Here is a 15,102-nt window from a genome sequence, read left to right on the forward strand (position 1 = left end):
ACTCTAGGGGGGTGTGCCGACCTCGAACAGACCTCGTGCACAGATGGCCGAAAGAGGGCTGGGACGGCCGTCGGACGGCAGGACCGTACGGGTGCCGGGACGGCGGAGGCGACGGGGCGGGCGGGCCGGGCGGCCGTTCCGCCTCCCCGAGCGTCGGACGGGGCCCCGGCCTACTGTGGTGGAAGGGCCGGCGGCTCCGCACCGGGCCGGGGGCGGCCCCGGAACGGGGGTCCCCGTGCTGGAACCCGTGATCGTCACCGCGTTGCTGATCGTCCTGACCGGCTGGTGCGCGGTGCACTGCGCGCTCGTGCTCGCGGGGCGCCGCTGCGCCGACCGCCGGCTGGAGCTGACCGAGATCGTCATGGCGCTCGCCATGGTCGCGATGATGGCCCCGGCCCTCGACCCCCTGCCGCCGGTCGTCTGGTCGGCCCTGCTCGCGGCGTGCGCGGCCTGGCCGGCCCTGCTCCTCCTGGGACGCGCCGGACGCCCCGGACACGCGAGCCGCGCCGGCCCCGGCGGCTGGCAGCACTACCCCCACCACGCCCTCAGCGCCGCCGCGCTGGCCGCGCTGGTGCTGCCGCTCGCACCGACGCACCACCACGCCCGCGGCGCCGCCCACCCGGGCGCCGCGGCGGTGCCGGAATGGACCCTGCTCGCGCTCGCCGCCTACTTCCTGGCCCACGCCGCCTGCGGGGCCGGTGCGATGCTGCCGCGCCCGGCGGACGCCGCCCGGCGCGCGGGAGCGCGGCCGGTCCTCGGACCGGCCGCGCCCTCACCCCGTCTGGTCGCCGCACGGCAGTCGGTGATGTCGATCGGCATGGTCTACATGCTGCTCGGCATGAGCTGACGGCGGCCGTCCGCCGGCCCGGCGCAGCGGCGAGGCCCGGCACACCGGGCCGGCCGGGTCACGCGCCGTCGCGCCGCACCGCCAGGAAGCTCGCGGTCTGCCCGGCCGGCGCGCCCCCGTGCGGCTCCGCCCGCAGCACCGTCCCGGCGAGGACGACCCGCTGGTGGACACCGGTCTCCCAGTGGCGCAGGATGCCGCCGTCGTACTCGTAGTGGAAGTCGGCGACGGGCGGCCGGCCCCGGCCGCTCAGGGTGAACGAGACCCTGGACGAGGCCGCCGTGGCGGTTCCGGCCATGTCCATGATGATCGCCGGCTCCTCTCCCGGATCCGAGAGGATCAGCTCGCCGCCGACGGTGCCGTCCGCCGAGGCCGTCAGCTCCAGCGTCGCCTGGGCGAACCGGAGGCGGTTGAAGTCGTCGACGGGATCCGGCAGCTCCAGGAAGCTCCGGTAGGTGTACGTCCCGGTCAGGTCGATGACGTCCACGGGGTGCTACGCCTCCTCGGCCAGCAGGCGCGCGTTGATGCTGGGGCTGCCCGCCTGGGTGAGCGGGAAGGCCGTCCCGATCGCCCCGGCGTGCCCGGGCACGTCGATCCGGACGGACAGCGACCGGTCGAGCAGCTGCTCCTGGGGAAGCCGGAAGTCGATGTTGACGATGCCGTGCTGCACACAGGTCGCACAGCTGCGCGGATCGTCCGGCTGGAAGAAGTAGCGCTTGGCGACCGGCTCGCCGTCGGCGAGCAGGCTCACCACGAAGGAGCCCGGGATGTTCAGCCGGTCGATCCCCTTCACCCGGACCGAGACCGGGTTGGCGCTGCGGAACGCGAAGGTGCGGGCGGCGTCGATGCTTCCGCTCAGGTTCTCCAACACGCCCTCCACGGGGCTGACGAGGTCCAGCCGGTCGTAGGAGATGTCGGTCTCGATCGTCTGGTCGGCGGTCACGCTGTACGGCGGCAGCGCGTTGAACGGCGGCGTGAGCCAGTCGGTGTTGTTCCCCAGGGTGGACCGGAACCCGGTCAGGGTGGTCGCGCCGACGCGGGTCTGCCAGCTCAGCCAGAGCCGGTCCAGGTTGCAGTGGTAGAACCAGAACACCGGGTCGAAGGCGGCCACGTTCTGGTTGCCCATCGTCGGCCCGATCGATCCGTGGCCGCCGTCGTGGGCCTGGATCGAGAAGTCCTGGTAGCCGTTGACGTTGAAGGCGCCCCACAGCGACTGGACGAGCGAGGTGGCGATGTCGTCCAGGACCCCGAAGTCGATCACGTTCTGGGCGATGGTGTCGACCGGGAAGCGCTGGGTCGTGTACGGGAAGAACCCGGGTACCGGATGCGGCGTGGCGTCGGCGCCGGGGTCGGCCGGCAGCACGTACGCGTCGAACGGCGGGTGCTGCAGCCGGTCGGGCAGCTTGGTCGAGATGTCCCAGTAGGGGATCGTCACCTCCTCGCAGCCGGGCACGGTGCGCAGCGCGTCCTCGAAGACGCGCAGGTACTGGCGGTGCCAGGGGTTGTAGCGGTTCTCGTGGTGCAGGCAGAACCGCTTCGGGAGGCCGTGGTGCCCGGCCAGCGCGAAGTAGCTGTCCGGGGCCTTCGGGTCGCGGGCCATCAGGCCCTCGAACGCCGTCCTCAGCTGCGCGAACTCGGTGTCGCTCAGCGTGGTGACGTCCTTGCGGACCCGGGTCGTGGGCGCCGGGGTCGGCGGGCCGGCCGGTGTCGCGGTGCCGAGCGGGAACCCGTTGACGATCCAGTTGCGGAAGGTCTGCGAGCGTTCGGCGCTCCACTTGCCCGCCGCGTCCGGGGGCATCTGCGCGTCCGGCGGAGCGGTCTGGGCGTGGATCGCGAGCGCGTTGGCCTTCACCCCGTCGTAGGTGCCGAGTTCGATCCCCTTCTGGCCCATGTGATCGATGTCCTCGGGGCGGAAGAAGAAGCGGATGTCCGCCAGATAGGTCGGTGCCGCGACGACCTGGTCGGTGGTCGGGCCGGGGTCGGTGGGGCTCATGCGTCCTCCGCAGGGCTTCGAACTGGTGTCGGGGCCGGCTGCCCCGGGTGGGCGAACCCCGGGGGTCGCACCCGAACGATCGGTACAGGCCAACAGTCGGAGATGCTCCGACCGGTCGCCAGACGGGCTGCGCCGGATGGGGCACCGCCGGGGAACGCGGGGTGCCGGGTCACCCGGGGCGGGCGCGGACCGCCTTCCGGCGCGGGGACGGCCGGGAGCGGTTCACAGGTAGCACCGGCGGTGTCGGGCGCTGCCGGCGGCGCGGCCCGCACGCAGGGCGAGCTGGGCCAGCAGGGCGGCGCGCCGGTCGGTCGGGCCGAGCAGGTCGGGGGCGTGGGCCAGGAGTCCCCACCAGGCGCCGGCGGCGTCGGCCAGCGGCGAGGACGGCATGCCGGCGGCGGCGAACTCGCGGTAGAGCTTGGGGTGCGAACGCCCGAAGCCGTAGGCCTGCCGGACGATGGCCCGGGTCTCGCTGCGGTGCCGGTAGTGCACGACCGCGTCGGGGGCGAACTCCAGCCGGTAGCCGGCCAGCTGGGCGCGCCAGAAGAACTCGGTGTCGTCGCCGCCGCCCCGGTAGCTCTCGTCGAATCCGCCCAGCCGGCTCCACAGCTCCTTGTGGAAGCCGCAGTTGGCGCCCGCCGGATAGGGCAGGAAGCCGAAGGTGTTCAGCAGGGCGGGGGCCTTCTTCGGCGGCCGCGCGGCGAGCGCCAACGGCCCGTTGAGCCGCCGGCGTTCGAGGGCGCCGCCGGCGGCCGGGCTGGTCCGCAGGGCGTCGACCAGGCCGGCCACCCAGCCGGGCGCCGCCACGTCGTCCGCGTCGCAGAGCAGCACGAACTCGCCGTCGGCCTGCCGGCACCCGATGTTGCGCGCCCGGTTGACGCCGGCGGCCCCGGCGAAGGTCACCCTCAGCCGGGGCATCCGCCGCTGCCAGGACCGCAGCAGCCCGCGGGTGCCGTCGCTGGAGCCGTTCTCGACGACGATGACCTCCCACGGGTCCGGATAGGTCTGCCGGCCCAGGGCCTCCAACTGGCCGGCGATCGTCCGCTCGGCGTTGCGCGCGGGAATGACCACCGAGACCAGGCGCACCGGCCGGGCGGCCCCGCTCATCCCGGGCTCCGCGCGGCCGGCCCCGCCGCCCGGACGGCGCGGAGCACCGCGGCGGTGTCCCGGAGGTCCGCCAGCACCGTGTCCGCCCCCGCCGCCCGCAGCGCGTGGGCGCTGCTCGCGCCCGAGGCGACGGCGACCACCCGCGCCCCGCCGATGCGCCCCGCGGCCACGTCGCGCGGGGTGTCGCCGATCAGGACGGTGCGCCCGGCGTCGAAGGCGTGTCCGTGCACCGCCGCCGCGCGCCGCCGCGCCACCGGGACGAGGGCGGGCCGTTCGCGCGCGTCGTCGCCGTACGCGCCGACGGAGAGGTCCAGGAACTCCGCCAGCCCGAACAGCCCCAGCTTCAGCTCGGCGTTGGCCCGCAGGTTGCCGGTCAGCACGGACTGCGTGACGTCACCCCGCGCTGCCAGCGCCCGCAGGGCTTCGACGGCCCCCGGCAGGGCCCGTCCGGCGGCCCGCAGCTCGGCGGCCCGTTCGCGCAGCCGGGCGGCCAGTTCGGTGGTGACCCGCTCCGGGCCGACCCCGCCGACGCCGTGCCGGGCGAACAGCTCGTCCATGATGTCGAGTTCGGTCCGCCCGGCGATGCTGACGCGGTGCAGCGCCGGCCGGCCGGTGAGGCGCTCGAAGGCGCTCGGGTAGAGGGCCTCGCAGACGTGGTCGCCGTCGATCAGCGTGCCGTCGATGTCCCACAGGAGCAGCAGATGCGTCATACCCGGGCCGCCGGTCGTCGAGGGGCGGGCCCGGCGGTGAAGGGGCCCCGCTCGGTGGTGCAGGCCGCGCCGTGCCGGGCGGCGAGGTCCAGGGCGTCGGCCGTGGTCCTGCCGGTGGCGAGCGCGTAGGTGAGGACGGCCGCGAAGTTGTCCCCGACCCCGTAGGTGTCGACCAGGGGGCCCGGGGCGTGGGCGGGCCGGTAGCGGCGAGGGGGCTGGTTGCAGCAGGTGAACACGCCGCCGTGGCGGCCTTCGGTGCTGACCACCAGGTCCGGCAGCCGGCGCAGCAGCGCCGGGTCGCAGCGCTCGGCCGGGTCGCAGCCGCTGCCCACCAGCGCGTCGACCCGCACGCCGGACTCCAGCACGGTGGTGAACTCGCGCGCCGTCACCACGAGCACCCGCGCCCGCCGGGCCCGGCGCAGCAGGGCGGCGTCCCCGGCGGTGAAGAACACCGCATCCAGGGAGGCGAGCTGCGCCCAGTCGAAGGGGTCCTCGGCGGCCGGCTGCAGGCGTTCGCCCAGGGTCACGGTGGTGCGTTCGCCGGAACGGTCGACCATGCTCACGGCGGTGCGGGTGGGGCCGGGGCGCGGCGCGGCCAGGACCCGTACGCCGCGGTGCTCCAGTTCGGCCCGCGAGCGCCGCCCGGCGTGGTCGTCGCCGAGGGCGGTGAAGAAGGCGCAGTCCCCGGCCAGTTCGGCCAGCCGCACGGCCGCGACCGCGCCGCCGCCGGCCGGGCCCTGCCAGAGCCGGTGCGCGTGGACCACCTCGCCGGCGCCGGGTACCCGGTCGAGCCCCGCGATCGTGGTCCACTCGACGTGCCCCATCACGGCCACGCGTGGCCGGGGGCGGCCGGAGCGGGCCGTCGTACGGGTGGGGCGGCTGTCTTCGTCCATCGCTCCTCGGCTCTCGCTGCGGCCCTCCGGGGCCTCGCTCCCAGTCGACCACCGTCCTTCCGGGTGCGCACCGAGCCGTGCGCCGATCGTGGGTACGCCGACGAACCGCGGGGCGGGCGCCGGGTGGGGGAAGCATGAATGGCGGGACCGGGTGGGCCACGCGATGATGGACGCTCGGCGCCTCGGCTCCGTACCCGAACCCCTGGCCGCGCGGCCGTTCGCCGCCGCTCGACGGAGGTGTCCGTGTGAAGGACGTGGATGCGATTCTCTTCGATTTCGACGGGACGCTGTGGGATCCGGAGGCCGAGATCTTCCGCGCGCACGCGGAGGTCTTCCGGGAATTCGGTCACCAGCTCCCGGCCGAGGTGTGGTCGTCGCTCGTCGGCACGATCGGCTCCGACCTGTGGACCCGGCTCGAACGGGCCACCGGCTGCACGGCGGACCGCCGCGAACTGCAGCGGCGGGTCCGCCACCGGCAGCGTGAGCTGCTCGGCGGGCTGTGCGGCAGGCCCGGTGTGCACCGGGTCCTGGGCGCGGTCGACGCCCTGGGGATCTCCCGGGGGATCGTCAGCAACTCCACCCGGGAATGGGTCGCGCGCTATGCGCGGCAATGCGGAATCGCCGACGGGTGGAGCACCGTGCAGTGCGCCGACGGTGACCGGGCCAGCGCCAAACCGGAGCCGGACCTCTATGTCGCGGCGCTCGCCTCGCTGGGAATTCCGGCCGAGCGGGCGGTCGCCTTCGAGGATTCCCCCAACGGCGTGCGCGCCGCGAAACGGGCCGGAATCCGGTGCGTCGCGGTACCGAACGCGATGACCGCCGAACTCGATCTCCAGGAAGCGGATCTGCGGTTCGAATCGTTCGAGCAGGTCGATCTGCCAGGAATTGTCGGAGGAAAGCCGATGCGCCAGGCAAGCCCCGCGGCACGAACCGCCGCCGCTCCCGAGCCCCCGCCCGGCGGGGACGCCGCGGCCGCGCTCCAGCACTACTACTACCGGCCGGACGACCTCAGGGTGGCCGGGGGCGAGGGCGTGTACCTCTACGGCGAGGACGGCCGGCGCTATCTCGACTGCTCCTCGGGGACGTTCAACCTGAGCCTGGGCTACGCCCACCCCGAGATCGTCGAGGTGGTCCGCGAGCAGGCCGGCCGGCTGATCCACGTCACCTCCAAGTTCCAGACCGAGCCGCTGAACGCGCTGGTGGCCAAGCTGGCCGAGGTCTCGCCGGCGAACCTCACCCGGGTGCACCTGAAGTCGGCGAGCGGCTCGGACGCCAACGAGAGCGCCGTCAAGATCGCCCAGGTGCACACCGGGAAGTCCGACGTGGTCACCCTCTTCCGCGGCCACCTCGGCCAGACCCTCGGCATGATCGGGGCCTCCGGCGCCGCCTTCCGGCGCACCCCCTTCCCCTCGCACCTGCCCGGCGTCGTGCACGTCCCCGACCCGCACTGCCTGCGCTGCTTCTACCGGCAGGAGCGGGCCACCTGCGGCCTGCTGTGCGTCGAGCGGATCAACGACTTCATCGACTACGCGAGCACCGGCCGGGTGGCCTGCGTGGTGCTGGAGCCGATCAGCGGCAACGGCGGCAACGTCGTGCCGCCGGACGGCTACCTGCGGGCGCTCAAGGACCTGTGCGAGGAACGCGGCATCGTGCTGGTCTTCGACGAGATCCAGACCGGCTTCGGACGCACCGGCCGGATGTTCGCCGCCGACCACTTCGGCGTCGCCCCGCACATGATGACCTTCGGCAAGGGCCTCGGCGGCGCGGGGATGCCGATCGCGGGCATCCTGACCGAGGAGCGGCTGACCGGGGTGGAGGGACACCACATCAACTCCACCTTCGGCGGCAACGTGCTGGCCGCCGCGGCCGCCCTGAAGACCGTCGAGATCATCGGCCGCCCCGGCTTCCTGGAGAACGTGCGCGAGGTCGGCGGGCACGTGCTCACCCGGCTGCGCGACCTCGCCGCGAAGGTGCCGTTCGTCCGGGAGGTGCGCGGCGTCGGGCTGATGATCGGCATCGACGTCGTGGACCGGGACGGCCGCCCCGACGCCCGGCTCACCAACCACCTCGCCGAACGCGGCATGGACCACGGACTGCTGCTGCGGACCTCGCTCTACGGGCACGGCAACGTGCTGAAGGTCCGCCCGGCACTGATCATGACCCGTCAGGAGGCGGACGAGATGTGCGACCTGCTGGAACGACTCTTCCTCTCGGTCTCATGAGGGGCCTCGTCCAGGAGCTGTCCGGGCGGATCCGGGCGGCCGTGCGCGAGGGACTGCACGAGGTCGGCAGCCGCTACGTGGCGGGGACGGCCAAGGGCGGCGACGCCGAGTTCCCCGTCGACGTGCTCGCGGAGCGCGCCGCCTGGGACTTCCTGCGCGAGCGCGGCGAGCCGGTGGCCGTCTACACCGAGAGCGAGGGGCTGCGCACCATCGGCCGCGCACCCGGACACGTGCTGATCATCGACCCCATCGACGGGACCCGCGGCGCCGCCGCCGACCTGGAGATGGCCTGCGTCTCCATCGCCGCGGCCCCGTTCACCGAGGCGCCCACCATCGGCGACATCCGCCACGCGATGCTCCAGGAGATCAAGACCGGCCACTGGCTCTACGCCGACGAGCACGGGCCCGGCATCGAGTCCGGCGGCTTCCCGGCCCCGGTGCCCCGGCTGTCCGCCACCACCGATCCCGGGCGGATGTTCTGGTCGCTGGAGTTCAACGGCCACCCGGCGGAGCTGATGATCGGGTCGTACGGCCATCTGATCGACGCCTCGGCCAACACCGGCGGCGTGTACGTCTTCAACAGCGCCTCCTTCTCCATCTCCCGGATCATCACCGGCCAGATGGACGCCTACGTCGACATCGGCAACCGGCTGCTGCGCGACCGTCCCGAGACCGAGGCGGACTTCCGCCGGGTCGGCCACGGGAGCGTGCTGCACCTGTTCCCCTACGACATCGCCGCCTCCGTGTACCTGGCGGAACGCGCCGGGGTCACCATCACCGACGCCTACGGCAAACCGCTGCACGACACCCTGCTGCTGGACATCGGCCCGCTGAACCAGCGCTCCTGCATCGCCGCCTGCACCCCGCAGCTGCACGCGGCGCTGATCGACTCGATCCGCTGGTAGGAGGACGCGGTGACCGACCACCGGCACGTCACCTCCCCGCGCCCGCCCGGCGGATGGACCGACCGGACGGCCCTGGCGGCCGTCGCCGGGACCCTCGGCCTCACGATCGGGGAGGAGATCCTGGACGGCGGCTCCCCGGCCCGGGTCCACCGGGCCCTCACCCCTGCCGGGGAGGGCCTGGTGGTCAAGGTCCTGGTGCCCGCCCCCGGCGCCGTGGACGGCCACGACCTGGAGTCCTTCCGCCGCAAGCTGCACCAGATCGAGCTGCTGCGCACCCTGGCGCCGCGCCTGGCGGCGCACTACCTGCCGGTCCCGCACGTCCTCGACGGTGACGGCTGGTCGGCCTGCACGACGCCGTACTACGACTCCGCGGACCTGGCCGCGCCCCTGCGGGAGTCGCCGCAGGGCACCGGGGAGTTCTTCCGCCGGTACACCGCCCTCGTCCAGGCCCTCGTCCTGGACGGGTACGCCGTGCGCTCCCACCCCACCCCGGCCGGCCACCTGGCGGACGTCGTCCTGGGCCGCTTCCTGCGACGGCTGCCCGTGCTGCGCCGGGCCCTGCCGCCGGAGCTGACGGGCGCCGGGCGGCTCACGGTCAACGACGTCCCCTGCGAGGCCCCGCAGCTGGTCCTGGAACGGCTGGCGGGCCGGCTGGCCCGGCTGGAGCCCGCCCGGCTGATGGCCCCCGCCCACGGTGACGCCAACACCCGCAACGTGCTGCTCTCCACCCGCCCCGGCGCGGCGGCCGAGGACTTCCGGCTGATCGACCCGCGCGGCTCCGTCGAGCCGTGGGACCCGGTCTACGACCTGGCGAAGACACTGTTCAGCCTCACTGTCTGGGATCCCGCCCTGCGCACGGGCTTCGCGGTGCGCAGGACGGCGCACGGCTACCGGGTGGGCTTCCGCCGCCCGGTGTTCCCGGGCTACCGCGCGGCTATCCACCGCTTCCTGCCCCGGCTGGCGGCCCATGACGGCCTGTCGGACCTGTTCCGGGACGACCCGGGCTGGTGGGACCGGCTGCTGCTGACGCACGCCCTGCACGTCCTGGCGGAGGCGCCGTGCCGCCTCTCCGACCGCAAGCCCAAACCCGACCTGCGGGGGCGGGACTCCCCGCCCGCCGAACTCGCGCTCGGCCACTACCTGCTCGGCACCCTGCTGCTCAACGACCTCGCCGCCCGGCTCGGCCGCCCAGGCGGCGTGGACGCCGCGAGCCACCTGGCGCTGGTCGCCGACCACCTTCCCTAGTCATGCCGCCAGGTGCGCGAGCGCCTCGTCCAGCCCGGGGCCCAGCAGGCCGTGCCGGGTGCTGCGCAGCACCAGCCGCGGGGGCCGGCGGCAGCCGGGGCCGTCGTGCTCCGTGGGCACCACCCGGGTCGGCAGCGCCAGGGCCCGCCGGACCCGGGACATCAGCTCGTAGCGGGTCACCACGTCGGCGCCGCCGTAGTGCACCACGCCGGTGCGGTCCCACAGCCGGGTCAGCGCCGGGCCGAGGCTGGGCAGGTAGACGGGGGCGCAGACCAGGTCGGTGCGGGCGGCGGTGGCCGGTCCGGCCAGGCGGGCCAGGAAGGTGTTGGCCCAGGGGCCGCGCCCGAACACCATCGGGATCCGCACGGTCAGGTGGCCGCCCTCGGCGAGCAGCAGGTCCTCCGCCGCCGCCTTGGTCCGCCCGTAGACGTTCACCGGGGCGCGGAGGTCCGCCTCGGTGTACTGCTCCCGGGTGCCGTCGAAGACGTTGTCGCTGGAGAGCAGGACCAGCTTCGCCGCCGAGCCGCGCACGGCGTCCAGCAGCACCTCGACGGGGCGGACGTTGAGGCGGTGGGCCAGCTCCGGGTCGGCCTCGGCCTGCTCCAGGGGGACCAGGCCGGCCGCGTGGACGACGAGGTCGAAGCCGTCGGCCGCGAGCGCCGCCAGCCGGGACTCGTCCCGCAGGTCCAGCCGCACCAGTCCGGGGGCCGGCCGGGTGGCGTACGTGCCGACCACCTCGTGACGGGACGCCAGGTGGCTCCACAGGCCGCCGCCGACGAACCCCGAGGCACCGAGCAGCAGGATCCTCAGCCGGGAGTCCGGCGGGGGCGGCCACCCGCTCGGCCGCCAGAATGGGTTCATAGCGGACATTCTATGGGACCGTTGACGAACGATCCGGTGGGAGGCTGCGATGAAGGCCGTCGTGTTCGAGGACGTGGGCGTGCCCGGCATCCACGACCGTGCGGTCCCCTCCTACGGGGCGGACGAGGTCCTGGTCGAGGTGGCGGCCACCGGGATCTGCGGCACGGACCGGGCGATCCTGCTGGGCGAGTTCCCCGCCCGGCGCGGGGTGGTGCTGGGGCACGAGGCGGCCGGCGCGGTGGCGGCGGTCGGGTCCGGCGTCGCCTCGGTGGCACCGGGTGACCGGGTGGTGATCAACCCGACCTACCACTGCGACCGGTGCCGCCCCTGCCGGCGCGGGATGCCGGCCCACTGCGGGGCGAAGGCGGGCCGCGAGGTCGGCGTCGACCGGGACGGGACGATGGCCGGCTTCGCCGTCGTGCCCGAGCGCTTCGTCCACCGGTTGCCCGCCTCGGTGTCCTACCGGCGCGGGGCCCTGGTGGAGCCGCTCGCCTGCGTGCTGAACAACCTGGCGGCGGCCCGGCCGCGCTGGGACGACCGGGTGCTCGTCGTCGGCGCCGGTCCGATCGGGGCGCTGTGCGCCCTGGTACTGGCCCGGCGCGGCGCCCGGGTCACCCTGGCCGAGCGCGATCCGGGCCGGGTGGCCCTTGCCCGGCTGCTGCTGCCGGGCACGGTCCGGGTGCTGCCCGCCGAGGAGGCCGCCGGGGCGGGCCCGCCCGACGTGGCCATCGACACCACCGGGACGCTGCCCGGGGACGTGCTCGGCGCGGTGGCGGCCGGGGGCACCGTCGTGGTGATGGGGGAGAGGGAGAGCGGCGTCGCCACCGTGCCGCTGCGGGCGCTGGTGACCAGGGGCGTCCGGCTGGTGGGCGCCGGACCGTACCGGCCGGCGGACTTCGCCCTGGCGGTGGACCTCGCGCGGGAGTTGCCGCTGGAATCACTGGTGACCCATGTGCTGCCGCTCGAACGCTGCGCCGAGGCCCTCGCACTGCTGGCCCTCGCGCCGGCGGCCGGCTACGGCGCGATGAAGGTCCTGCTCGCCGGCGACGGGGGTCTCGCCCCGTGAGGCCCCGCCCCGTGAGGCCCCGCTTCGTGAGGCCCCGCTTCGTCGACGGAACGCTGTGGCTGGACGGGCGGCCCCGGTTCCTGATCACCGGCGAGTACCCCTACTACCGGGACCGCCCCGGGCGGTGGGCCGCCAAGCTGGCGGCCGTGCGCGAGGCCGGCATCGAGGTGGTGACCTGCTACGTCCCCTGGCGGCACCACGAGGTCGCCGGGGCCGACGGCGCCCGGCGGTGGTGCTTCGAGGGGGACGGCAACCGCGACCTGGCCGGCTTCCTGCACCTGGTCGCGGCCGCCGGGCTGCTCGCGGTGGTGAAGCCGGGCCCCTTCGTCCACGCCGAACTGCCCTACGGCGGACTGCCCGACCGGCTCAGCCCCGCGCTCGACCCCCGGCGGACCGCCGCCCGGTCCGCCGACGGCCGGCCGCTGACCTGCCAGCAGTACCCGCTGCCCTCCGCCCTGGACCCGGCGTTCCTCGCCGACGCGACCGGCTGGCTGCGCGCCGTCGGCCGCTTCCTGCGCCCGTTCGCCCACCCGCGCGGCCCGGTCGTCGCCGCCCAGATCGGCAACGAGGGGCACTACGGGGAGAGCGCGCTGCCGATCGACGCGCTCGACTACGCGCCGCCGGGCACCGACGCCTTCGCCCGCTTCGCCCGCTTCGCCCCCGGCCTGGCCGCGCCCACCGGCGCGCAGGCCGGGGCCGGGACCCGCGCCGACGGGCTCCGCTCCCAGGTCGACTGGGGCCGGTGGTCGGCCGAGGTGCTGGCCGCCGGGATGGCGGGCTGGGCCGAGGCGCTCGCACCGGACCTCCCCGTCTTCACCACCTGCGCGCCGCCGGCCCGGGCCGAGCGCGTCCCGGGCCGGGCGGCCGGCCGCCACGACGCCTGGCTGGCCAGGAACCGGATCGGCGCGGCCGCCGCCCTGCCCCGCGCCTACACCAGCTGGACGGGCGACGTGCTCGCCGACGAGGAGGCCCTGATCGGCTACGTCCTGGCGGCCAAGGCCGGACCGGGCCCCAACATCGAGGAGAACTGGGGCCTGCGCTGGGCGGAGGCGGGCTGCGCCTTCCCGGTGGTCCCGGTCCACCGCACCCTGCTCGGCGTGGCCTGCGGGGCGACCGGCATCAGCGTCTACCCGGCCTGCGCCACCGAGGGCTGGGGCCCGCACCTCGCGGTGGACCGCACCTGGCTGACGGAGACGGGCGGTGATCCCGTGCCCTTCGGGGCGCCCTACGGCGACGGCGCCCCGGTCCGGCTGGACGCCGGCCCCGGCCCGGCCTTCGCCGCGCTGCGGGTGCTGACCCACTTCCTGGCCGGGCGGCAGGAGGCACTGGCCCTCTCCCGTCCGGAGCCCGGCGTGCGGTGGGGCGTGCACCCGCCGTACGCGGCGATCGGCGCCTGGGACTGGGCACGCGACGGCGCGCGGCCGGTGCCGTCGGCCGACCGTACCCTGCTGCCCTTCGTCACGCACTGCCTGCACCGCAACCTGCCCTTCCGGCTGACGGAACTCACCGGCCGCAGCGCCCTCGACCCCACGGCGGGGCCCCTGGCCACCGCCTCGGCCCGCTTCATGGAACGGTCCCTGCAACGGCGGCTCGCCGCGTTCGCCGGGAACGGCGGAGCGCTCCTCCTGCTGGGCGAACTGCCGTCCCTGGACGAGGACCTGAACCCCTGCACCGAACTCGCCGACGCCGCGCGACGCAGCGGCGGAATCGCGCTGGCGCCCGGCGGGCGGAGCGTCGGCCGGGCCGTCGAGGACTGGCCGGCCGGCCGCACCGCCGCCGTGCGGGGCAGACCGGCGCCCTGGCTCGAACTGCGCCGGGTCACCCGGGATCCCGAGGAGGCCCTCGTCTTCCTGTTCAACCGCACCGACGCCCCGCTGCGGGCCCGCACCGCGTGCGGGGACCAACTGGTCACCGCCGATCTGGTCGGGGGCGGCTGCGCCGTCGTCCAGGTCGCGCGCGGACGGCTCGGGGCGTGCTACGTGAAGGGGCTGAACGAGCGGACCGGCGCCGGGTCGCCGGTCCGGGTCGGGGTCGGGAGCGACCTGCTGAGCACCGACCGGCCGTGCGACCTGTCCGCGCTCCGCGGGCCGGGCGGCTTCGAGGTGCGCACCGCCGCCGCGCACGGCGCGGCCCGGGTGGTCCTGCCGGAGGGGTCATGACCGGGGCCCGGGCCGAGGCGGTCGGCATCGACGTCGGCGCCACCAAGATCGCGGCGGTGCGGATCACGGCCGACGGCACGGTCGCGGCGCGCGCCCGCGCTGCCACGCCGCGCCGCACGGCGCAGGAGCTGGTCGCCGCCGTCGCCGCCCTGGTGGCGCGGGTGCGCGGCCAGCGGGCCGTCGCCGTCGGCGTCGGGTTGCCGGGGATGGTCGACGCCCGGACCGGCGCACTGGCCTTCGCCCCCGGGCTGGACTTCGCGCGCGCCCCGCTGCGGGAGCCGATCGCGGACGCCGTCGGCCTGCCGGTGGTGACCGACAACGACGCCAACGCCGCCGCGTGGGCCGAGTACCGGCTCGGCGCTGGGCGCGGGCACGCGGACCTGGTGCTGGTGACGCTCGGCACCGGTCTGGGGTGCGGCGTGGTCGTGGGCGGGCGGCTGCTGCACGGCGCGCACGGCTTCGCCGCCGAGGCCAGCCACCTGATCGTCGAGCCCGGGGGGCCGCTGTGCGAGTGCGGCAACCGCGGGTGCTGGGGCGAGACGGCGTCCGGCGCCGCCATCGGCAGGCGCGGGCTGCGGGAGGCGGCGGCCCGGCCGGGCTCGCCGCTGGCCCGGCTGATCGGCGAGGACCGGGCGGGCGCCGGCGCGGCCGTCACTGCCGCCGCCCGCGGCGGCGACGAACAGGCCCTGGAGATCATGGACCGGGTGGGCACGCTGACCGGCGTCGGCCTGGCCGCGCTGGCCAATGTGTTCGACCCGGCGGTGCTGGTCGTCGGAGGCGGGTCGGTCGCCGCGGGGGAACTGCTGCTCGCCCCGGCGCGTGCGGAGTTCGCCCGCCGGCTGTACGCGCCCGGCGACCGCCCGCCGGTGCCGGTGCTGGCGGCCCGCTTCGCCGCTGACGCCGGTGCGATCGGCGCGGGGTTGCTGGCGTTCGACCGGGCGCGTGGGGATCGGGCCTCGGGGTGATGTTGCTCAGGTGGTGCGGACTGGTCGGGGTGTGGCCGGGTCGGTGAGCAGGGCGGGCGCCGTCCGCGGTGCCCGTCCGGCGTTCGGCCGTCGGTGCTGGTGGTGGCGGGTGGTTTCGCGGCCGAGGCCGGT

General features: G+C 75.5%; 13 protein-coding genes. 7 read left to right on the forward strand and 6 right to left on the reverse strand.

Annotated elements, in window-relative coordinates; all coding sequences use genetic code 11:
• The first annotated feature begins 235 nt into the window (after nt 1–235).
• A complete protein-coding gene (locus ACFVVL_RS15095) occupies nt 236–847 on the forward strand; it encodes a DUF5134 domain-containing protein (RefSeq protein ID WP_387675104.1) in 612 nt (203 codons plus the stop codon).
• Nucleotides 848–905: 58 nt separating this feature from the next.
• Here ACFVVL_RS15095 and ACFVVL_RS15100 read toward each other — a convergent pair whose 3' ends face one another.
• The 5 genes from ACFVVL_RS15100 to ACFVVL_RS15120 all read right to left on the reverse strand — a co-directional run bounded on the left by ACFVVL_RS15100 (nt 906) and on the right by ACFVVL_RS15120 (nt 5,547).
• Nucleotides 906–1,331: a hypothetical protein gene (locus tag ACFVVL_RS15100; RefSeq protein ID WP_387675107.1), complete on the reverse strand. Its 426-nt coding sequence runs from the start codon at nt 1,329–1,331 to the stop codon at nt 906–908.
• 6 nt (nt 1,332–1,337) lie between these two features.
• Nucleotides 1,338–2,837: a tyrosinase family protein gene (locus ACFVVL_RS15105; protein ID WP_387675110.1), complete on the reverse strand. Its 1,500-nt coding sequence runs from the start codon at nt 2,835–2,837 to the stop codon at nt 1,338–1,340.
• Nucleotides 2,838–3,059: 222 nt separating this feature from the next.
• On the reverse strand, nt 3,060–3,944 hold the full coding sequence (locus ACFVVL_RS15110) for a glycosyltransferase family 2 protein (protein WP_387675112.1): 885 nt from the start codon (nt 3,942–3,944) through the stop codon (nt 3,060–3,062).
• Nucleotides 3,941–4,654 (reverse strand): haloacid dehalogenase-like hydrolase, encoded by a 714-nt coding sequence (locus ACFVVL_RS15115; protein ID WP_387675114.1) that lies wholly within the window; start codon nt 4,652–4,654, stop codon nt 3,941–3,943. The genes ACFVVL_RS15110 and ACFVVL_RS15115 overlap by 4 nt, the downstream gene beginning before the upstream one ends.
• Nucleotides 4,651–5,547 carry a PfkB family carbohydrate kinase gene (locus ACFVVL_RS15120; RefSeq protein ID WP_380292467.1) on the reverse strand — a complete coding sequence of 299 codons (897 nt, stop codon included), beginning with the start codon at nt 5,545–5,547 and terminating at the stop codon, nt 4,651–4,653. The genes ACFVVL_RS15115 and ACFVVL_RS15120 overlap by 4 nt, the downstream gene beginning before the upstream one ends.
• Before the next feature lie 245 nt (nt 5,548–5,792).
• Here ACFVVL_RS15120 and ACFVVL_RS15125 point away from each other — a divergent pair, with 245 nt between their 5' ends.
• The 3 genes from ACFVVL_RS15125 to ACFVVL_RS15135 are packed head-to-tail and all read left to right on the forward strand — an operon-like array spanning nt 5,793 to nt 9,919.
• Nucleotides 5,793–7,769, forward strand: a complete 1,977-nt coding sequence (locus ACFVVL_RS15125) for an aminotransferase class III-fold pyridoxal phosphate-dependent enzyme (protein ID WP_380292465.1) — start codon at nt 5,793–5,795, stop codon at nt 7,767–7,769.
• Nucleotides 7,766–8,674, forward strand: a complete 909-nt coding sequence (locus ACFVVL_RS15130; RefSeq protein ID WP_380292463.1) for an inositol monophosphatase family protein — start codon at nt 7,766–7,768, stop codon at nt 8,672–8,674. The genes ACFVVL_RS15125 and ACFVVL_RS15130 overlap by 4 nt, the downstream gene beginning before the upstream one ends.
• 9 nt (nt 8,675–8,683) lie before the next feature.
• A complete protein-coding gene (locus tag ACFVVL_RS15135; RefSeq protein WP_387675117.1) occupies nt 8,684–9,919 on the forward strand; it encodes a hypothetical protein in 1,236 nt (411 codons plus the stop codon).
• On the opposite strand, the gene ACFVVL_RS15140 is transcribed toward ACFVVL_RS15135, so the two are convergent.
• The gene (locus ACFVVL_RS15140) at nt 9,920–10,780 is read right to left on the reverse strand and encodes an SDR family oxidoreductase (RefSeq protein WP_387675119.1); all 861 of its coding nucleotides are present in this window, start codon (nt 10,778–10,780) and stop codon (nt 9,920–9,922) included.
• A 49-nt stretch (nt 10,781–10,829) separates the two neighbouring features.
• Between ACFVVL_RS15140 and ACFVVL_RS15145 the strand changes: the two genes are divergently transcribed.
• Genes ACFVVL_RS15145 through ACFVVL_RS15155 form a run of 3 tightly spaced genes read left to right on the forward strand, consistent with a single transcriptional unit; the run spans nt 10,830 to nt 14,970 of the window.
• The gene (locus ACFVVL_RS15145) at nt 10,830–11,846 is read left to right on the forward strand and encodes a zinc-binding dehydrogenase (RefSeq protein ID WP_387675122.1); all 1,017 of its coding nucleotides are present in this window, start codon (nt 10,830–10,832) and stop codon (nt 11,844–11,846) included.
• Between the two features lie 26 nt (nt 11,847–11,872).
• Nucleotides 11,873–14,005, forward strand: coding sequence for a beta-galactosidase (locus ACFVVL_RS15150; protein ID WP_387675125.1), 2,133 nt, complete (start codon nt 11,873–11,875; stop codon nt 14,003–14,005).
• Nucleotides 14,002–14,970: an ROK family protein gene (locus tag ACFVVL_RS15155; protein ID WP_387675128.1), complete on the forward strand. Its 969-nt coding sequence runs from the start codon at nt 14,002–14,004 to the stop codon at nt 14,968–14,970. Before ACFVVL_RS15150 ends, ACFVVL_RS15155 begins: the two co-directional genes overlap by 4 nt.
• Nucleotides 14,971–15,102: the final 132 nt, after the last annotated feature.

Origin of the sequence: Kitasatospora sp. NPDC058115 (genome assembly GCF_042884635.1) — a bacterium.
GTDB lineage: Bacteria > Actinomycetota > Actinomycetes > Streptomycetales > Streptomycetaceae > Kitasatospora.